A 19,033-nucleotide genomic window follows, 5' to 3' on the forward strand; every position below is an offset into this window, starting at 1 on the left:
CCCCTCTATGTTCTGTATATGTATGACAGTCACCCGAACCCCGCAAACTCTGTTCATATATGTTTCATTCTATCATAGGAGTGCAAAAAGTGCAATCAATCTGTAACCCCTGTTCTGCTGTCTTATGAGGCAGTGATAAAACAGAGCCGCCCTCCTCCGAAAAATAAAGTCTCTCAAATTCGCCGGCACTCACAGGCCTTCCGAATAAAAATCCCTGTATATAATCCGGTGAAGCCTGCATAACTGTCGCAAACTCTTCTTTTGTCTCCACACCCTCCACACAGACCTTTAAATGAATGATATGTGCCAGCTTGACAATGTACTCCAGAAAAATATACTCATAACTGTCTTTGCAGAGGCCCTTGATAAAGCTGCGGTCTATCTTAATGACATTGGCCGGCAGTTCCTTGAGGTGGCTCAGAGAAGAATAACCTGTCCCAAAATCATCAATGGCGATTCCGTATCCCATCTCATGCATATCCTTAAATTCCTGGTTCAGGAAATGCAGATTGGGCACCCAGCAGCTCTCTGTCAGCTCCAGGATCAGATTTTTTGCGGATACCTTGGGCACATGTTCATTTTTCAGATATTCCAGCAAGGCATTTTCTTTCAACTGGATGTAAGACACATTGATGCTCATGGTAAAATCAGGATTATATTTCTGCCACTCCCGGCACTGCTTTGCGCCCTCCTCCAATACCCATTTTCCCACCTGGATGATCAGATGATTTTCTTCCAGAAGAGGAATGAATGCAATAGGCGAGACCTCGCCGTGGTCAGGGGAATGCCAGCGCAGCAGGGCTTCCGCCCCCACTACTCGCTTATTTTCCGCATCGATCTGGGGCTGATAAAACAGCTCAAATTCACTGCATCCGTTGTTTACACAGGTGTGCAGACTCTCCTGCAGTTCCATGATCTTCCGCTTTCTGTTGTACATTTCCCTGGAAAAGAACACAAGCTGGTTCTTTCCGTTCATCTTCGCGATCTCCACTGCATTTTCCGCGTGCCTGAATAATTTCTGATATGTCCGTCCATCCCCAGGTATCACACAGGCCCCGGCAGAAACAGATATGAGCAGCGTCTGGTCATCCACAGTAAATTGATTTGCAACAAACAACTGAATATTATCATAAATCTCCTGGATGTTCTCCCTGGTACCCCCCTCCATCCAGAAGGCAAACTCATCTCCATCCAAACGATACATCTGGCATCCCGGGGGAAGCAGTTCTGATATGCGTGTGGAAATCATGTTGAGTGCCCTGTCACCAAAAGCATAACTATATTTTTCATTAATATTTTTAAAATTGTCTATATCCAGGACTACCATGACTCCCTGCATACGTTTCCCACATTTTAGGACCTGACAGATATCGTGTTCAAACTGGTTTCTGTTCATCAGACCTGTAACATTGTCGAATTTGTTCTGCTTACCAATGTTGGAAATCCTGCCAAGCATAAAAAGGGGCCGGTGCTGTTCATCGGTCTTCACTTTTCCTCTGCACGATACCCATATGATCTGTCCTGTTTTTCCATAGACCCGGTATTCCATATCATGATAGTCCTTGACACCATCCTGGATAAGCTGCAGGTCCTCAAGCCATAGCCGCAGATCTTCCGCTACCATCACGCTTCCCCAGACAGCAACCACATCCTCCTCTATGCCCCGGTCTACATTAAAATCTTCATATGCATTTTCCGATATGTAAAAAGTTCCGTTCTGGATATCCCACATATATAGATAATCATCTGTAGTCTCGGAAAGCAGATCCAAAAATACACTGGCTGAAAATTCCGTTTGTTTAATTAAATTAGGCATGGCAACCTCCTGTGCACCTTAATAAATACATTATAACTTAATTTATTTGTCTTTACCAGGTGGTTTTCTGTAATATTATGCCTATTTATGTAAAGAAAAGAGCAGAAAACAGCCTCAGCCTTTTTCTGCTCTGAATCATAATTTTGATAAATTACTTCTTATTCAAAATATCAGCAATGTCACCAATTCCTTTTTTTCCAAAGTACACTTTTTCATCGTTGAGGATCATACAGGGTACACTCATCACTTTATACTTTTCCTTCAGTTTTGGAAAATGCGCCAGGTCAAACATTTCCGCCTCTACATATCCGGAAACAGCGGCAGCCTTCTGCGCGGACATGACCGTCTCCGGGCACATGGTACAGGACAGGGATACCAGGACCTTTATATTGACCGGGCTGTCCAGCTTTTCCAGTTTTTCTCTGATTTCCTGTCCAATCTCCTGCCCCGGTCCTGCCACATTGTAAAGGGCAATAATAAAGGAATTAAATTCATGGCCTCCCGGCACTCCGTGGAACCAGATCCCGCTGCTTCTGCCGTCCGGGTAACACACCTCTATGGAGGGCAGAATGCGGCCTTTTGCCGATTCCTCATTCCCTGCCTCTTTCCAGGTCAGCTTATCACTGACGCCTTCCAGTTCCCGCAGAAAGCCAAGGATCTCCCCTGACAAGGGTTCCTCATTGAGCCAGGCTTTCAACACCACAGGCTGCCTGAACTTTCCAAACACCCCTTGGAGCTGTCCTCTTATGGCATCATTGAGAAATCCCTCCCCGCCCCACTCATGGGCCGCAGCAGACTCTGTTTTTTGGGGCTGCGGCGTGCTTGTCTCTGTAACCAGCTCGGGAATCCCTAATTTCTTGTGCAGTTCGGATACTTCTTTTTCCAGGGAAGTAGCAGCAGCGGCCCCATCCGATACTGCAGTCACAACCTGGCGCAGATTTTTCACACACACATCCCCCGCTGCATAGACACCGTCCAGATTTGTCTTCTGGCTGTGGTCCGTAAGCAGATATCCATGGGCATCCTTTTCCACCTCCGCACCGATCCAGTCCGTATTCGGTACATATCCGGCAAATACAAAAACACCGAATCCGGGATCATTCCCTGCCTCGTGGACCCACTCTTTTTGTGTTCGGTTATTTCTGAATCTGGCATAAGTGACCATATCCCGGCCCCCCACTTCCAAAAGCTCTGTCTCAAAAAGGACCACTATATTCCTGAAATTTTTCAGCTGGTCAGAAACCGTCCTGGCACAGGAAAATTCTTTCTTCCGCACAACTATAGTCACCTTTTTCGCATATTTTGTAAGGAAAATCCCTTCCTCCACAGCAGCAAATCCGCCTCCGATGACAAAAACATCCAGGCCGGAGAAAAATTCACCGTCACAGGTGGCACAGTAGGCAACACCTCTGCCCTGAAACTCCCGCTCTCCTTTAAATCCCAGCTTCCGGGGATTCGCGCCGGTTGCCAGGATCACGCCCAGAGCCTTATATTCCCCTTTGGTGGTGCGCAGGATCTTGATATCCTTTGCAAGCTCCATGTCAAGCACCTGGGCAGCCGCGAATATTGCGCCAAAATTCTCTGCCTGACGGCGCATGTTCCCTGTCAGCTCTTTTCCGCTTATTTTTTCCACTCCCGGATAATTCACGATCTCAGAGGTTATGGTGATCTGTCCGCCAATCTCCGCTTTTTCCAGAACAATGACTCTGTATTTGGCACGGGCCATATAAAGAGCGGCAGAGAGACCTGCAGGACCGCCTCCGACGATTGCCAGGTCATATAGATCATTTTCTGTCTGCATGGCATCTCCTTTCTTATTAAAAACCCTCCGCAACTCAGGACGAGATGGGAGGGTTCTGTTTTCTGAGTATGCTCAGATCAATCCAACTAAGTCGAGGCTCGGTTTCAAAGTTTCTGCTCCTGGCTGCCATTTTGCAGGGCAAACCTGGTCTCCGTGTTCAGCTACGAACTGAGATGCCTGAACGCGGCGGAACAGTTCATCCGCATTCCTTCCAACATTACCGGCGATCACTTCATATGCCACGATCTTTCCTTCCGGATTCACAATGAAGCTTCCCCGCTCTGCCATACCATCCTTCTCGATCATCACCTCAAAGTCTCTTGTCAGGGCACCGGTAGGGTCTGCCAGCATAGGATACTTGATTTTTTGAATGGTTTTGGATGCGTCATGCCATGCCTTATGCACAAAATGGGAATCGCAGGAGACACTGTAAATCTCACATCCAATCCCTTTGAATTCTTCATATTTATTTGCCAGGTCTTCCAGCTCTGTGGGGCACACAAAGGTGAAGTCAGCAGGATAGAAAAAGAATACACTCCATTTTCCGATCACGTCTGCCTTTGTTACTGTTTTAAAATCTCCGTCCACATAAGCCTGGACAGTAAAGTATCCGATTTCTTTATTTATTAATGACATATATTACCTCCTAGTGATGTACTGTTTTCTAGTGCTCCATCGCACTAGTCTTATTATTGTCTGCATGGTGTCAAATCATTCCCGGCATTTCTTCCACATCCTCCGGGGTGCGGCCAACCTATGAAGTAAGACGGAAAATATATGCACCATACGATCATTTTACAGTTAGTTATTGCTAACTAATTGTAAATATAACACACTTCTTTTGGCAAAGCAAGTGGATTTATCAGGAAATTTTTTCATTATCTGCGGGTCACCATGACAACCGTGATCCCCAACATCACCAGTGCAGCCATCCATAAGGGCACCATGCCGTCATAATAGCGCGCACCGCTGTCCAGATGATAATAGGGCACATAACATACCAGACTGATACCACCGCTATACCGATCACAATTATAAATACAACAGCAACGCGCCAGGGAAAACATTGGCAGGAATACAGGGCATTGATTTCTGCCAGGCCAGCATAGCCCACCCCACGATCATAACAGTTCTGCGGTCACCGGCCTTCTAAAACAAAACAGGGTAACTGCCAGCAAAATAAAATACACTGTGATTCCGCCGGGCAGGGCGCACTATCCTTTATAGAACCTGCCGATCTAAGCTAGCCCTGACTGACTAATAGAGAAAATATACTTATCCAATAATTGATAAAAACCAGCAATGTGTATTCCGTCAACTAATCCATGATGGCACAGCACAGATACAGGTATCAATATTTTATCTCCCTGAGCAAAATATTTTCCCCACGTGATCCTTGGATTGCTGTCTGCCGGAATCGGCACAGGCTGAACAAGAGATGTGTAAGAGACCCAAGGCAATGTGGAGATAAAAATTTTATTGAATTTATTGGTATCATCTTCGTCTATTGTTCTATTTCGTCGTGCGGCTTCCTGCTTCTGTACCGCATAAGGTATAAAGTCTAAAAACGGCATGTTACTTTTAAGGGTACAGTAGCAATAGGTTCCATCCTCCAAAGCTACCGTATGGGATGTTTCACAGCTATCAAATTCTATGATCTTATTATCCCGTATTCTCTGCTTAAATTCAGGAACACCATTGGCAGCTTCCGACACACAGTAGCAAACCGTAAGAAAAAACGGCAGATTTTTCGCTTTGATTTTTTTCAGTAAGTCTGTTATATCAACATTTACTGTTAATCCAACATATGGGTAAGATAAGCTATTAAAATACTCAAAATGCCCTTTTCTATTGTATACGCTCATATCCAGATATTTGTAATCCACTGTAATCCCTCTTTCTTTATAAAATATAGAAACAAACAAAAAACTTCCGTAAATAGTTGATATACCTAAAATTATAATCAACTATTTACGGAAGTTGGTAGAGACGCTCAACCATATTATGAGCTTATATAATTATCATATATAATACCATATCCAAACCTTAATTGCAACATCTTATGTGAATAAAACCCTTGACCGTCTGGATTTTTGCCGTGACATTTCGCCGCCGACAACGGGGAACAGGATTTATACCACCTACTCCCGAAAACGGCTTCTAACCGTCCGCAGGAGCAAATTTGCGTCAATAAATAAAAATAACACTTGACCAAACGCTTCATGTCCTGCTCGTCCGGTATTTTTTGTTTTATTATACCACAATTTTGTTTTTTAAGAAAACCATAAGATGTTCCTTCGGTTCTATTGATTTTTGCAGAAAAATGTTATATTCTTTTATAAGTTAGCAAATTCTAACGTACATAATAAAATACATATTTTTATGAAAGTTTCTCTACGAAAGGAGCAATCATTTATGCACTGCACGCGAAAATTGAATGACACAATAAGCTGGGTAGGCGGTAATGACCGCAGACTGGCACTTTTTGAAAACCTGTTTCCCATACCCCGGGGTGTTTCTTACAACTCCTACCTGATCACAGATGAAAAAACGGCATTGATCGACACAGTGGATGCCTCTATTACCCATCAGTTCATGGAAAATATTTACTATGTCCTGGACGGACGTTCTCTGGACTATCTGATCATCAATCACATGGAACCGGATCACTGTGCCAATATCGAAGAACTTCTGCTGCGGTTCCCTGATCTGAAAGTTGTGGGAAATGCCAAAACTCTGGCATTTGCCAAACAGTTTTATGACACAGATTTGGAGGGCAAGACCATAACCGTAAAGGAAAATGATTCTATTTCCCTTGGTGCGCATACGCTGCGTTTCTATTTCGCACCTATGGTACACTGGCCGGAAGTCATGGTAACTTATGAGGAAAGCGAAAAAATCCTCTTCTCCGCAGATGCTTTCGGAAGCTTCGGTGCACTGAACGGACATTTGTTCAGCGATGAGGTGGATTTTGACAAAGACTGGCTGCCCGATGCACGGCGCTATTACAGCAATATTGTGGGAAAATACGGCGTTCAGGTCACATCTGCGCTGAAAAAGCTGTCCGGACTGGATATCCGTATGATCTGCCCTCTCCACGGCCCTGTCTGGAGAGAAAACCTGGAGTACCTTCTGGACAAATATGCCCACTGGAGCAGTTATCTGCCGGAAGAACAGGCTGTGGCACTGTTCTATGCTTCCATGTACGGAGATACGGAAAACGCTGCCAACATACTGGCCGCCGGACTGGCAGAATCAGGAGTGAGAAACCTAGCTGTTTATGATATCTCAAACACCCATATCTCCACTTTGATCGCAGAGGCATTCCGCTGCAGCCATCTTGTGATCGCGTCACCTACTTACAACGGCGGAATCTATCCGGCCGCTTTGAATCTGCTCCATGATATGAAGGCCCTGAATCTCCAGAACCGGACCATTGGACTCATAGAAAACGGCACCTGGGCACCGACCAGTACCAAACAGATAAGAGCATTGCTGGAAGAAATGAAGCAGATGCGGATACTGGAACCTGCAGTCACCATCAAATCCGCTCTGAAAGGGGATTCTATGGACAAACTCAATGCGCTGAAAGAAAGTATTCTTGCCTCCCTTCAGGCAAATGCAGAATAGACAGAAAGATAATGATCGGGCATCCGCTTTACAGCGTATGCCCGATCATAAATATTCATGGCTGCATTCTTCTGCAGAAACTTGATTTTATTAAACTACCTTATTCATCTGCTCCATGATTTTTTTCGTTTTCCAGTCTTTTGACAGGCAGCCAGCCAGCAGGATACACAGTAAAACCGCCACAGCGGAAATCATGAAAAAGGCCGGATAGTCAAACTGGTATTTGTGGCCAAAGGCCCTCATATCGGACTGCCTATACAGATACCGGAGTACAGGAATGGAGCAAAAATATGCCAGTACCGCGCCACAAAACCCAAGCATGGTATTCTCAAATATCATCATGCGGCGGATCATTTTTACACTCATGCCTATGGCACGGAACATACAAATCTCCTGTGTTCTTATCTGCATCCGGTAACTCAGGTTATTGATTATGTTTATCAATACAAGGATGAAAGAAATCACTGCGATCCCTGCCACATATACCATCTGTTTCCGGAAAAGCACCTCATTTTTTTTGATATCAGATATCATACTCCGGGTGGATATACCCTGAAACTGATTGCCAAGCTGAATCAGCTTCCGCTCCAATTTATCCCGGTCTTTCTCTGTCAGGTACTCCTCTCCGTCCATGTATATGCGCTGGAAATGACTGTCCGGGCAAAGCTTCTGTACTTGGTCATCGCTGGTGATCAAAAGCGGGTACACGGTTATGTTGCAGTCATACATGTAGGCAAAGGAAACAACCGCCGCCACTTTATAAGTTTTGTAACAATACTGTGCCTCTGTATCGGTCAACTGTTCATAAGGCAAATGCGCGGTGTCAAAATCTTTGCGGTACTTGACCTGAATCTCATCCCCTGCCCGGTACTGCATCAGCGGGGTACCTTCCTTATAGTTACCGGGATACTGGTTATTCTTTGTGTCATCCATGTGCAGGATGGAGAGAATAATTTCGTCATCTTTTAATCCGTTTTCATCAAAATCCCCGTCTATCACATATTTCTTTAATTCCAACAATGCATTTTTATGATACCCATAGATAAGCGATTTAAAAATCTGGTCCTTCCCGTCATTTCCGGCAAGGGGATACCCCTGATATTTCAGGAACGCCTCATTCCTCTCCTTATAATAGGCATCATTTCTCTTGATTTTTTTATCATCTATCACACGAACCGGGATTCCGGCCTGGGTCTTGATACTGTGGATCCCCTCCAGAGATGATATCTCTTCTGCGCACTCCCTGGATACCCCATCTGCCGTACTGTTTATACGCAGTGTCCCCATCTCGTACTGCCCGTTTAAATAGTACATCTCTTCCGTGTCTTCCCGGTAGTGTTCTGCAATTTTTGTCTGATAGGCCAGACCTGTAAATAAAGTAACCCCGGCACATATGGTCAGCACAACAAAGACAGAAGTCTTTTTCTCCTTTAAAATATATTTGTTGCCAAGTGAGAACAATGTATATGCCCTTCCGTGTCTGTCCTCGCTTCTTTTCCGGTGAAAATGACGCATGAACAGGTCACTCAGATTCTCTTTATTCCCATGGTTTGTGATCAGATTCGGCACCGGCTCACGTACGATTTTTTTTCCTGTAAAATACCCCACAAGTCCGATCAGAAATGCAATGACTGCGATGCAGACCGCGATCTGCCAAATGGGTATAACAGGTGCAAATGATATTTTTTCATTATTCAGGCAAATTTCCTGACTGCTGTCTCCTGATAATTTGGAAATAAGCAATGCAATGCCAATACCAGGAACCCTCCTACCGGAATGCTGAGAAGAAATATCTCATACATTTCCGATAAAATAAGCCTCCTAAGCTGGCCTGCCTGCATACCCACAGCCCTCAGGATACCATATGGATTTCTCCGCCACATTATAGTGATCTGAAATATCCCATAAAAGACGATCATAGTTATCAGAAGCAGCACACTGATAAACTTAATGTCAGTCAGCCATAACCCCTGAATATCTTCCCTGCCCGGACATTTCTTCACCTGCCTTTTCTCTATGCCCAAATCCCTGCAGACTTCGCTTACTTTTTTATCGTAATCCGTTCCATCCCGGAAACGGACATACACAGAAAAGCTGTCCTCTCCTCCGGACTTTATAGGTGCATAGAGCATTTTGACCCCGTATTTTTTATTGCTCGGCACATCCGACAGGATCCCCACTACTTTATACGTCTCTGTACGGTTTTCTTTTTCGCTGTATATCTCCACTTCCTGCCCGCATACGGGTTCTATCCCCATATTTAAAAGTGCCCAGCGCTCTGCTGCCACTTCATGCTCCGTCTTTGGCAGTCTTCCCTTTTCTACGATCGCGGTCAGGGTAATATAGCGGCTGTCCCCACGCTCCAGGCGATTGTCCTGAAAATCCTTCTGATATTCCCCATACTCCAGCTGCTTCACTGCATGCCACTCCAAATCAGGGTCAGAAGCCAGCTTTTCCACCTTGCTGCCATCAATTTCATTTATGCTGCAGTCAGAATCCGTAAAAACCATCTTACCCTGAATATTTTCCATCTTATGATTCGTATGAACCAGGATCAGTAAGGATGTGATCAGCGTTACGCTGAGAACAAAGCAGGATAATAAGGCAAGGGTGTTCTTTTTATAGCTCCTCATAAAACGATGCCGCAGACATAACCTGCTGTCCGCCTCTTCCTGTCTTTCCATTGGTCTCCTCCCCATCATCAAACTATTTTTCCATCCTCGATTCGGACAATCCTGTCAGCCATCTGCGCAAGCTCTTCATTATGGGTGATCATAACGATGGTCTGATGGTACTGCTCACTGGTCACTTTCAGGATTCCGAGTACATCCTGGCTGGTTTTAGAGTCAAGATTTCCGGTGGGCTCGTCAGCCAGGATCACGGAGGGCTTAATTGCCATTGCCCTGGCAATTGCCACTCTCTGCTGCTGTCCGCCTGAAAGCTGCCCCGGCAGGCTGACACATTTCTTTTCCAGTCCCAAAATCCCAATAATATCTTGGATATACTTTTTATCCACCCTTTTATTATCCAGCTTCAGCGGCAGAATGATATTTTCCCACACATTCAGCATGGGGATCAGATTAAACTGCTGGAAAATAAACCCTATCTTTCTTCTGCGGAAAATAGTCAATTCATCGTCACTGAGCTGTTCCAGCTGTTTCATATCCATGATCACCCTTCCGCTTGTGGGAACATCCAGGCCGCCCAGCAGATTAAGGAGGGTGGATTTACCTCCATGTGTCAACTACTGTTCAAAAAAAATTGTCGATTTCTGCAACTTTTTATCTCTTCGGTTTTTGTGTCTTACTGATTTTATCTTTCGCCGGATCATCTTGTGTCCATCCACACTTTTTAATAAACAAATGCCCGTTTTCGTCAGTCTGATATTCAATACCGATCTGGGTACTTTTCATTTCAAAAGCATTTACATTTAACCTCAATTCCAATCTGCCTTTCGTATCATTTTCAAAGGTCATTGCCGGAAACGCAGGCCTTAACTTTTTTTCAATCCAGGATTTCATTTTTTCGCAGTTTTCAAAAGGCATTATGAACAAATGATTAAAAAAAGCATCCATCTGTTCTTTCTTCATCTGGCAATTACATCGGTCTACCTTATAAATCAAAGCAAGACTGCCGCCGCGGTCCCAAGAAATATGTATCCCTCCGGCATCATCAATCATTTTAACAGTCCCCATGTCCCCCGGCTTCAACTTACTATATGGATCAGGTTCCATATATTCGAGCTGTACCCGGCTGCCAACCGGGTATATTTCCTCCAAAATCAGTCTTTCCGCTTTCGTCAGCGTATGAACCACAATATTCTCTCTCCTCTCCATAATATTATCTTGCCTTCTTCTGTTCTATATTTTTACTCCCATTTATTAGCCCCTCACGTTCCTTACTCCATGCAGCAACTTTCTCCATTCCATCTTCAAGCGTTGCATCCTCAGGTTCACTATACCATTCCCTGTAATCCTTAAACATTTCCTCCAGCTCTTCCTGAAGTACTTCCTTCTCTTCTTTAGCGTACTCATCTAACTCGTCCTGTCTTTTGTAATATTGCAGTTCTTCCCACATTTCTATTACAGAATCTATCTGATCGAAATCAATCAGATAAGAGAGAAAAGTCTTTTCACTAAGAGTACTGAACCAACAGCGTTCAAACCACTGCTGTGCATACATACGCTCGTCCGAGCCATTCGTCTTCGAGCCTTCAATCAGATCAGATATGAAATTTTCTATTAACTGAGAAACTGTTAATTGGTATTTTCCAGCTTTCTTACATAACGCATCAATATCATCATCTGGTAAGACCAGCGTCATATTCCGCCGTTTACTCAATTCAAAAGCTTCTATATCTTCTCCACGTTCACAAAATATCAGTTTTGTATCTTTATATATTTCATCAACATCGCAAAACCGTCTTGTCATGCCTACATAGTCCTTTGCTTCCCAATCCCACTCAAGGCGGTATCCGTTCTCCCGTGCGTGCTGTTCTAAATCCTCACGGATAATATGTCTGGTCCCTGCCGGCAATTGAGCTATAAATATCGTTGAATCAGGCACGGCAAGTTTTCTTTCTTTTACCAAATGCTGCCTCCCATCCTTTACCTACCGATTATTGTCATGTTCCTTTTTTTTCATATCCGACAAATGCCCCAGTATATCCATATAAAGGACAATCCCCTGCGGATCAAGATGAACCGTAATAAACTTTTGTATTTCCCCCTTTATCTCTCTTTCACTCAAATATGCATTAGGTCCGCAGAAACTCCGTACTTTATCAACAATGCCGCTATCCCGGAATTCCTGCATTAATAAAATCGGTACAACAAATTGCCCTCCCATAGCGTCATATGGCAACTCGCTTTTTAACTGGTCAAGTTGAAATAAATAGTACCTCACTATAGCATTGTCTAAACCGGCGTTTCCCACATTTTCAACTCCCTGTGCAGCTATCAGCCGGTCATAAATCCGTTTTGAATTCTCTATTTCCTCCAAAATTGCCATAGCTTCAAAAGACTGATATCCTTTACTTTCGATCAGTTCCCTTATTTCATCAATCGTCATCCTTTCAAGATACATACTTCTCCTCATTTTCATATTTACCTGCTATTTTCATTTCAAATAAAAGAGGAAGGCTGCATCGCAAACCTTCCCGCTTTTATAAATCAAAATCTTTAATCCGATATTCTTTTTTCCGCTTCCATATACTCGTCCCGAAAATTCCAGATCACTTCCATATGCTCTGGGTCGTAAAAGCGGATTTCTTTTACCAGTTCCTGTACCACCGGATAAGAAAGTGCTTCCAGATTTTTATATCTGACAAATGCCTTCAGCCCTGGATCTTTTTCTTTTGCTTTCTGTGCTTCGGCTTCTGCAATCTTTTCCTGCAGTTCAAGGAGTTGTTCTTTGTACCCTGACTCTTTTTGGGCAATCCCTTTCTTTTTGTCCAGATATTCCTCTTTTGTCAGATTACCTGTCGCATATGATTCATAAAGCTCCATTTTCCTGCTCCTACAGTTTTTTAGCTGTCCTTCATATGCGCCCTTCTTTCTTCTCAATTTTGAAATATCCAGCGTCTTATTCATTTCTTTAATCTGTTTCAATGTTTCATCTGCCATTGCCGCCTGTTGTCTGATCAGTTGAAGCACCATTTTTTCAATCGGCTCCACCGAATAAACACCCACTTTGTTCTATCTTTGCCTTTTGTTACCTTCATTTTTTTATAATGCTGCAGGAATATATCATGCTCCACGGGATCACAATCCAAATCTTCCACCGTCACACCATAATCGTATATCTCCTGCAGTACAGAGAGCGCCTCCGGCAGAAATCCGGAGATCGTATATAAATCCGGAATGATGATCGCATCAACCAATTCCTTTCTGGCCAATTCCAGGATTTTTTTTCGCCCCTGCTCCTTTACGATATCTTCCGGTCCCACATATTCAATCAGGACAAGAATATCGTATCCTTTCTTTTCGCAATACCGAAATGCCTTTTCTTTATATACTTCTAAGCGCGACCATGCTTCCGGTCCTGAAAATTTGAGATATACTGCTGCTGTCAAATCTCTTACCTCCACATTTCTTCAAATTCTATTTTCCAGCATCCTTTATACTGTTTTCTCTATAAGTACTTTTCTTTCATACAGAACCTTTTTCTGTGGGTAAGTTGCTGCATATATTTCTTATGTGCTTCCCGTTTCCTGCGAAATAAAAATGAGCCACCAGCCACACAAGCCTTTTGCCCATCCCATACAGAATCCATTATTCTGTTTTCATCCCAGGGATATACGGAAAAAGATTTTCCGCATATCTCCGGGATGAATGATTCTCAAAAAACGAGGAAAATACTAAACAAAAGTAATGGGGGAATAAAAAAATCATAATATAATCAAAAATGATTATCCCCCACATGATATAGCCAAAGATTTTCATTCCTTCAATCCTTTCTAAAAATATCCACACTCCAAACCAGACACATAAATCAAACTGTACATACGTCTGGTTTGGCTTTTATTTCTCTCCCCGGTGTGGATCGGAGTATGTAGGACCGGTCAGGCCGACCGCCTTACACCCTGCGGCACCCTGTCCCGCCGCAACATGCACCAGACGCTACCCTGGTTGCCGTGTTTTCGTTTCAGCAAAGGTATCATTATCATTCAAACTTTCGGAATATCTGCCACCGATATCCCATGCCGGGGTGCCGCTCATACTTTTCCTTCTTCTATTACGATTCCTTGTTTGATCTGCAATTTTCCAGTCCTAATATCGCATCACGCAGACAAATACCTCTTCGCGCAGCTCATTGCCCCTCATCATCCCATAAAGGATGTTCTGAATGTTTTGTGTCCTCTAAGATATTTCTATTTTTAATGTCAGAAATGACATGTTCTATTCAAAAAAATATCACCATACTGATATTCAGTTTTCAAGGTCCGCTACGGCTGCGTTTACAAGCCTGCCAAAATACAGCAGCTTTCTGATATACTTTGGCAGGCTGACAAACGTTACCTGTCGTTAAACTACATAATCCAAGTTATCCGCTGCACACTCCAATACTTTGACCAGATATTTAACTTCTTTCTCTGGCCTTCTCATCAAAATATCTTTCGCCTTTGCAACGCATTTCCCTTTTTCTGTCTTTTCTTCATCCCGTATGGATATATCCGCTTCAAGGACATCCATAATCTTTTGATATGTAATGATGCTCGGCCGCTTAATATCCACCTCTATCTTATTCAAGTGAGAACGGCTGATTCCTACTCTTTCTGCCAGCTCTTCACGAGACATTCCACGTTCAGTACGCAATATTCTAATTGTTTCTCCTATATCGCTATCTCCAATGTACATCCACATTACCTCCCTGCGTGTTTTATTATATAAATCCAAATTCAATCTGCATAGTGACCAACAGTGACATTTTTATCCAGATATGTCTAATTCAGAATTTAGTCCATTTTTTTCAATATTTGACACATAACTCCACCACAAAAAATTCTATTATTTAGGCATCGGATAGAGAAGATTTTACACTCCCCTTCCACACCATGTAGCGTACCGTTCGGTACTATGCGGTTCAATAGTTTATACGGATTTTCAGATAGTAGACCTACATGGACGGATATCCAAGCCTATCCACTATTATTGTTTTAGTCAGCGTGGAGTTTAGCATTCCTGCCGTGAGTAGATCTGAGAAACCTCCCCTCAAGTCTCTCTCAGAACCGTACGTGAACCTCTTAGCTCATGCGGCTCCCATTATCCAGCCGCTGGCAATATCCCAAATTTCCAGTACGCAAACAACTTCCTGGCACGCTTTACTATCTTACCAAGCCAATGTTCTACCTTTCGTCTCGCGCCTTGTGCTTCTTATACTTCCTCCGAACCCACTTTACCAGACTGTCTTTTCCTAGTTCAGTTCCAGTCCATAACTCTGAAATCTCTGTTACAACCTTCTCCGTAAATATTTTGTCTGTTTCTGGGGGCGCAGTGTCTACGGTATCGTCGGAAATTTCTTTACCATGAAATCCTCATCAAACACATAGCGCGGAAACAGTTTTACCAATACCGGACTTAGTACCCGTCTTACGGGGTTCCGGATTTCACTTCTCCCGGGTATGTCTCTTTACCATCTCCAGATAATCATGTCTGATGTCATCAAACAGCCCCCGGAGATCAAACCCCAACACTGAATATTCTCGTGCAGGAGGTTCTTCCGCAATTTTCCGTTTTTTCTCTATCCACATAGCTTGATATATTATATAATCGATATATCAAGCTATATGGGAGATATTTATATGGGTGATTCAAATAGTACATTATACATAGATACATTTTATCCACAAAAAGATTTGAAGATAACAGAAGTCAAACAACAAAAAGATAAAATCCTGATACAAATGAAATCTATATCCAGAAGCTGTAAGTGCCCAAGGTGTAACTGTATAACGGATAAATATCACGGAACTTATATCCTCAAGGTACAGGATCTCCCAATATTGGGGAAAAATGTTCAGCTCGAGATACGGTCACATGAGTATGAATGCACGAATGATGAATGTGAAACTATATCGATTGCTGAAACTTTTGGCGGATTCCTCAATTCTTATAGCCGTATGACGGAAAGATGCGTTGATTTTATTTGTACTTTGGCAATGGAAAGCAGCTGCGAAGGCTGTGCCCGTATTTGCCAGACGCTTGGAATTAAGACCAGCGGGGATACCGTTATAAGACTACTCCTGAGAAGATACGAATCCCTTCCGGATCCGAAAGTTGGAGATGTGATAGGCGTAGACGATTTTGCGTATAAAAAACGGTATACTTATGGAACGATTGTTGTAAATGAAAAAACACATGAACCCATTACACTATTGGATGGAAGAAATGGGGACACATTACGGGAATGGCTTAAAAACAATAAACATATCAAAGTTGTTACGCGTGATCGCGCAAGCGCATATGCAAAAGTGATTTCAGAAGAATTGCCAGATGTAATGCAGGTTGCTGACAGATTTCACCTGCATCAAAATCTGCTGGAAACAATTAAAAAAGCTTTAAACCATGAGGTTCCAGCTACAATCACCATTCCACACGATGAGAAGTCCACAGACAATGAGAAGCAGTGTAAAAAAAATCGCATCGGATGTGGATAACTGTCCTGGTTTTTCTGAAAAACGTTATCAGATGGTCTGTCAGATACAGGAATTTTTAAAAGAAGGATGTAGTTACCGGGAAATAGCAAAACGTATGGGAATAGGCCGCAATACGATTGCGAAGTATCGGGAAGGGGATCCAAAAGAGTTAAGTATGTACGGGATCCGACAGAGTAAACTGGATCCGTATTACGACTTTATCATCCAGTGTCTCAATTTAGGATGGAGTAAAAGCAAAACGGTAAAAGCGATATATGAAAAAGGTTATAGCGGTTCAGTCAGCAACGCTTTTGAGCATTTGGGCAAAATCGAAGAAAAGGAACATAAATACTTTGAGCCACAACCATATGTCCGGACAATGACGGAGGGTCTAAAATATAAAACAGGCAGCAAGGGAGAAAATATGGATTATATTACACGGGAAGGGGTATTCCGGCATATGTGGATGAATACAGAACTCGCAGAAGAGCATAAAAAATATATTTATGATAAGTACCCACACATTTGGGAATGGATTGCTGTATAAAAGAGTTTCGGGATATATTTAAAAAGCTAAATGTCCCGTTGCTTTATCTGTTTGTGGAAAAGTACAGCACCAGTGAGATTAAAGGGCTTAAGAGCTTTGCTGACGGATTAAAACGCGAAATGGATGCAGTTGAGAATGCAGTCGCATATGAATACAGCAATGGTTTTGTAGAGGGAACTAACAGCAGATTAAAAATGATAAAAAGAACGATGATTGGTCGCTGTAGGAAACAACTGCTAGAAGCAAAATTGAGGTGCATGAAAGCTAACGGGAACGGATAATTGCGGAAGAACCCCAACCTCCGGAATTGCGGTGTAAAACCGCCCGGAATACTCAAACACCTTGTACTAATTGGAGGCTCGCTACAAGGTTCACTGGCGATTACCTTGACCAGACTTTCACTGGCAAGCCAATAACAGCTTGAAGAACACACGACTTGCACCCGTTAGAGCGCGTCCATGGCGCGTAAACAAAAAAAGCAAAGTGTTCACTTTGCTCTTTCATACTGGCCGCAACCTGAATATGAGCAACCAGGCATATATTCTATTCAAATCTAAATCGAATTCCAAAAGGCAGTCTGATATTTTTAATTATACCTTGTTAATTTGTAATATATATTATCATGCTCTTCTCTTATAAAAATCAATTCTGCCTTATGTTGCAGAATTTTCCAAAGATATTCTGTACAAGTAATCTCTAACATTAGTTCATTTTGGTAGTTAGATGTTAAACTCACAGTTCTAAAACACTTCCGATTTCCAATCCTCATCATTTTCAACTTTTCTGAAAGAACTTCGCCAAATTTTTTACAACTAATATAATTGGCTATTTTGTGTTTATTCGCAGCTTCTTTTTTATTTAACAATCTTATTTTCTTACATAGTTCGTCTTTATGAAACATATCTTTTACTTTAAATATGCGTTTCTTACTAGTAAGTTTTAAATTCAACAAAAGTGTACCAACAAATTCCAAAGTAAGTATTCCGTCGTCTCCATTATATGTAATCATAATCAAATCATCCAGTCCCACTATCTCCATGTCTGGTTTCTCCTTTACATAGTAAAAGGTCAGTCATTCTGTGACTGACCCTTTAAACTTCTATTACTTACCATGGTCCTCGTCAGATACCTTCTTTTTTTCCCAATCATAATACCACTTCCATTTATATAATTGATTTATTTTTTGGGCATATACCTCATCTTTTACAGGGCGTTTAAGAAAATCCAACGCTCCCATAGACAATACTTCGAACTGATCCGAAATGCTACTTTTTTCCATAAGTGCAAGAATTGGAATTTTACTTCTACATTTTATATCTAGAATTGTTTTAAACTCCCTTTCGGTTACTTTTGTCTGATTAAAATCGATAATTAGAATATCATATGGTATATGTATATACAATTTCTCTTTAATCTCTTCAAATGAAATCACTGTTAATTTTGCCTGTTCATCCAACACTCTTTTGGTCTGTTGATATACAATATCATCTTCACTAATCAATAATATCTCCACACTCATCAATCCCTTTACATTCATCAATTGTATTTTTATATTTTCCCAAAAACATAGAGAAAATAATGACAGCTAAAGTATAAGTAACTGTAGTCAGATAACGATCAAGCCCAGAAATATAAAAGAATATTACAAGCAAAGATAACGCTAATAAAATTTTTTTTATTTTAAGTGAAAAAATGATTTTTTCTTTCTCATCTACTAGACGATTTACATTTTCAACTGGTGGCAAAAAAAAGATAAAAATAATTTCACAAACAGATGCAACAATGGATATTTCTTTTGATATAGGACAATATTTTATTACTAAAAGTGAAAAAAATGTCACAATACACGAAAAAAGAAAACATACTTTGAAACTGTTCATGTGTAAGCCACCTACAAAAGACCGTAAGCAAAAAAATATGAGTAAAAATACTATACATTCTACAGTCATGCCCATCCATATGGCTACAGTAAGGCACGTAACCATATAGACGAACAATTCCAAACCAGTTAGAAATCCATATTTATAGATTTCATAGTCTTCTTCGGTAATAGCATTTTTGTGTGCAATGCAATCCGTTAAAAATGTTGCAAATCTTTCCATG

The 19,033-nt window shown here is 42.1% G+C and carries 19 protein-coding genes, 1 pseudogene and 1 riboswitch; of the genes and pseudogenes, 4 read left to right on the plus strand and 16 right to left on the minus strand.

What is annotated here, in order from left to right; translation table 11 throughout:
* Positions 1-64: 64 nt before the first annotated feature.
* The 4 genes from A4V09_RS08120 to A4V09_RS08140 form a co-directional block, all read right to left on the minus strand.
* A complete protein-coding gene (locus A4V09_RS08120) occupies positions 65-1,816 on the minus strand; it encodes a putative bifunctional diguanylate cyclase/phosphodiesterase (protein WP_065541909.1) in 1,752 nt (583 codons plus the stop codon).
* A gap of 151 nt (positions 1,817-1,967) precedes the next feature.
* Positions 1,968-3,617 carry an FAD-dependent oxidoreductase gene (locus tag A4V09_RS08125; protein ID WP_065541910.1) on the minus strand — a complete coding sequence of 550 codons (1,650 nt, stop codon included), beginning with the start codon at positions 3,615-3,617 and terminating at the stop codon, positions 1,968-1,970.
* Positions 3,618-3,689: 72 nt separating this feature from the next.
* The gene (gene ahpC, locus A4V09_RS08130; protein WP_065541911.1) at positions 3,690-4,253 is read right to left on the minus strand and encodes an alkyl hydroperoxide reductase subunit C; all 564 of its coding nucleotides are present in this window, start codon (positions 4,251-4,253) and stop codon (positions 3,690-3,692) included.
* Positions 4,254-4,855: 602 nt separating this feature from the next.
* Positions 4,856-5,503 carry a CatA-like O-acetyltransferase gene (locus A4V09_RS08140; RefSeq protein WP_065541913.1) on the minus strand — a complete coding sequence of 216 codons (648 nt, stop codon included), beginning with the start codon at positions 5,501-5,503 and terminating at the stop codon, positions 4,856-4,858.
* A 54-nt stretch (positions 5,504-5,557) separates the two neighbouring features.
* Positions 5,558-5,655: riboswitch (purine riboswitch) on the minus strand.
* Between the two features lie 377 nt (positions 5,656-6,032).
* Here A4V09_RS08140 and A4V09_RS08145 point away from each other — a divergent pair.
* Positions 6,033-7,247 carry an FprA family A-type flavoprotein gene (locus A4V09_RS08145; RefSeq protein ID WP_065541914.1) on the plus strand — a complete coding sequence of 405 codons (1,215 nt, stop codon included), beginning with the start codon at positions 6,033-6,035 and terminating at the stop codon, positions 7,245-7,247.
* 90 nt (positions 7,248-7,337) lie between these two features.
* Here A4V09_RS08145 and A4V09_RS08150 read toward each other — a convergent pair whose 3' ends face one another.
* From A4V09_RS08150 to A4V09_RS08190, 9 genes and pseudogenes are all read right to left on the minus strand, one after another.
* Positions 7,338-8,990, minus strand: coding sequence for an ABC transporter permease (locus A4V09_RS08150; RefSeq protein WP_065541915.1), 1,653 nt, complete (start codon positions 8,988-8,990; stop codon positions 7,338-7,340).
* On the minus strand, positions 8,942-9,931 hold the full coding sequence (locus A4V09_RS08155; protein WP_065541916.1) for an FtsX-like permease family protein: 990 nt from the start codon (positions 9,929-9,931) through the stop codon (positions 8,942-8,944). The genes A4V09_RS08150 and A4V09_RS08155 overlap by 49 nt, the downstream gene beginning before the upstream one ends.
* A 17-nt stretch (positions 9,932-9,948) precedes the next feature.
* Positions 9,949-10,479: pseudogene (locus A4V09_RS08160) on the minus strand (ABC transporter ATP-binding protein); the annotation flags it as partial.
* Positions 10,480-10,528: 49 nt separating this feature from the next.
* Positions 10,529-11,083: a DUF4314 domain-containing protein gene (locus tag A4V09_RS25950; RefSeq protein WP_065541917.1), complete on the minus strand. Its 555-nt coding sequence runs from the start codon at positions 11,081-11,083 to the stop codon at positions 10,529-10,531.
* 4 nt (positions 11,084-11,087) lie between these two features.
* The gene (locus tag A4V09_RS08170; RefSeq protein ID WP_084043480.1) at positions 11,088-11,837 is read right to left on the minus strand and encodes a hypothetical protein; all 750 of its coding nucleotides are present in this window, start codon (positions 11,835-11,837) and stop codon (positions 11,088-11,090) included.
* Between the two features lie 21 nt (positions 11,838-11,858).
* A complete protein-coding gene (locus A4V09_RS08175) occupies positions 11,859-12,350 on the minus strand; it encodes a hypothetical protein (protein WP_157123473.1) in 492 nt (163 codons plus the stop codon).
* A gap of 77 nt (positions 12,351-12,427) precedes the next feature.
* Complete coding sequence (locus A4V09_RS08180) at positions 12,428-12,904, minus strand: hypothetical protein (RefSeq protein ID WP_065541919.1); 477 nt, start codon at positions 12,902-12,904, stop codon at positions 12,428-12,430.
* A complete protein-coding gene (locus tag A4V09_RS08185; protein ID WP_065541920.1) occupies positions 12,889-13,320 on the minus strand; it encodes a hypothetical protein in 432 nt (143 codons plus the stop codon). The genes A4V09_RS08180 and A4V09_RS08185 overlap by 16 nt, the downstream gene beginning before the upstream one ends.
* A 952-nt stretch (positions 13,321-14,272) precedes the next feature.
* Complete coding sequence (locus A4V09_RS08190; protein ID WP_157766917.1) at positions 14,273-14,605, minus strand: helix-turn-helix domain-containing protein; 333 nt, start codon at positions 14,603-14,605, stop codon at positions 14,273-14,275.
* A 944-nt stretch (positions 14,606-15,549) separates the two neighbouring features.
* Between A4V09_RS08190 and A4V09_RS08200 the strand changes: the two genes are divergently transcribed.
* From A4V09_RS08200 to A4V09_RS26730, 3 genes are all read left to right on the plus strand, one after another.
* The gene (locus A4V09_RS08200) at positions 15,550-16,404 is read left to right on the plus strand and encodes a transposase (protein WP_065541922.1); all 855 of its coding nucleotides are present in this window, start codon (positions 15,550-15,552) and stop codon (positions 16,402-16,404) included.
* Positions 16,405-16,498: 94 nt separating this feature from the next.
* A complete protein-coding gene (locus A4V09_RS08205; protein ID WP_157123475.1) occupies positions 16,499-16,930 on the plus strand; it encodes a hypothetical protein in 432 nt (143 codons plus the stop codon).
* Positions 16,915-17,211, plus strand: coding sequence for a transposase (locus A4V09_RS26730; RefSeq protein ID WP_084043483.1), 297 nt, complete (start codon positions 16,915-16,917; stop codon positions 17,209-17,211). Before A4V09_RS08205 ends, A4V09_RS26730 begins: the two co-directional genes overlap by 16 nt.
* A gap of 305 nt (positions 17,212-17,516) precedes the next feature.
* Here the strand turns inward: A4V09_RS26730 and A4V09_RS08215 are convergent, their stop codons facing one another.
* The 3 genes from A4V09_RS08215 to A4V09_RS08225 form a co-directional block, all read right to left on the minus strand.
* The gene (locus tag A4V09_RS08215; RefSeq protein WP_065541923.1) at positions 17,517-17,969 is read right to left on the minus strand and encodes a hypothetical protein; all 453 of its coding nucleotides are present in this window, start codon (positions 17,967-17,969) and stop codon (positions 17,517-17,519) included.
* Positions 17,970-18,032: 63 nt separating this feature from the next.
* Positions 18,033-18,431: a PleD family two-component system response regulator gene (locus A4V09_RS08220; RefSeq protein WP_065541924.1), complete on the minus strand. Its 399-nt coding sequence runs from the start codon at positions 18,429-18,431 to the stop codon at positions 18,033-18,035.
* A complete protein-coding gene (locus A4V09_RS08225) occupies positions 18,424-19,032 on the minus strand; it encodes an accessory gene regulator ArgB-like protein (RefSeq protein ID WP_065541925.1) in 609 nt (202 codons plus the stop codon). Before A4V09_RS08225 ends, A4V09_RS08220 begins: the two co-directional genes overlap by 8 nt.
* Between the last annotated feature and the right edge of the window lies 1 nt (position 19,033).

It is taken from the genome of Blautia pseudococcoides (assembly GCF_001689125.2).
Classification (GTDB): Bacteria; Bacillota; Clostridia; order Lachnospirales; family Lachnospiraceae; genus Blautia; species Blautia pseudococcoides.

What these genes read in the sequence shown, in the direction of transcription:
- A4V09_RS08155 (WP_065541916.1), bottom strand. Translation starts at nt 9,931, where the DNA reads ATGGAAAGACAGGAAGAGGCGGACAGCAGGTTATGTCTGCGGCATCGT.
- A4V09_RS25950 (WP_065541917.1), bottom strand. Translation starts at nt 11,083, where the DNA reads ATGGAGAGGAGAGAGAATATTGTGGTTCATACGCTGACGAAAGCGGAA.
- A4V09_RS08180 (WP_065541919.1), bottom strand. Translation starts at nt 12,904, where the DNA reads ATGGTGCTTCAACTGATCAGACAACAGGCGGCAATGGCAGATGAAACA.
- A4V09_RS08145 (WP_065541914.1), top strand. Translation starts at nt 6,033, where the DNA reads ATGCACTGCACGCGAAAATTGAATGACACAATAAGCTGGGTAGGCGGT.
- A4V09_RS08225 (WP_065541925.1), bottom strand. Translation starts at nt 19,032, where the DNA reads ATGGAAAGATTTGCAACATTTTTAACGGATTGCATTGCACACAAAAAT.
- A4V09_RS08190 (WP_157766917.1), bottom strand. Translation starts at nt 14,605, where the DNA reads ATGTACATTGGAGATAGCGATATAGGAGAAACAATTAGAATATTGCGT.
- A4V09_RS08200 (WP_065541922.1), top strand. Translation starts at nt 15,550, where the DNA reads ATGGGTGATTCAAATAGTACATTATACATAGATACATTTTATCCACAA.
- ahpC (WP_065541911.1), bottom strand. Translation starts at nt 4,253, where the DNA reads ATGTCATTAATAAATAAAGAAATCGGATACTTTACTGTCCAGGCTTAT.
- A4V09_RS08125 (WP_065541910.1), bottom strand. Translation starts at nt 3,617, where the DNA reads ATGCAGACAGAAAATGATCTATATGACCTGGCAATCGTCGGAGGCGGT.
- A4V09_RS08120 (WP_065541909.1), bottom strand. Translation starts at nt 1,816, where the DNA reads ATGCCTAATTTAATTAAACAAACGGAATTTTCAGCCAGTGTATTTTTG.
- A4V09_RS26730 (WP_084043483.1), top strand. Translation starts at nt 16,915, where the DNA reads ATGGATTGCTGTATAAAAGAGTTTCGGGATATATTTAAAAAGCTAAAT.
- A4V09_RS08175 (WP_157123473.1), bottom strand. Translation starts at nt 12,350, where the DNA reads ATGAAAATGAGGAGAAGTATGTATCTTGAAAGGATGACGATTGATGAA.
- A4V09_RS08205 (WP_157123475.1), top strand. Translation starts at nt 16,499, where the DNA reads ATGGGAATAGGCCGCAATACGATTGCGAAGTATCGGGAAGGGGATCCA.
- A4V09_RS08215 (WP_065541923.1), bottom strand. Translation starts at nt 17,969, where the DNA reads ATGGAGATAGTGGGACTGGATGATTTGATTATGATTACATATAATGGA.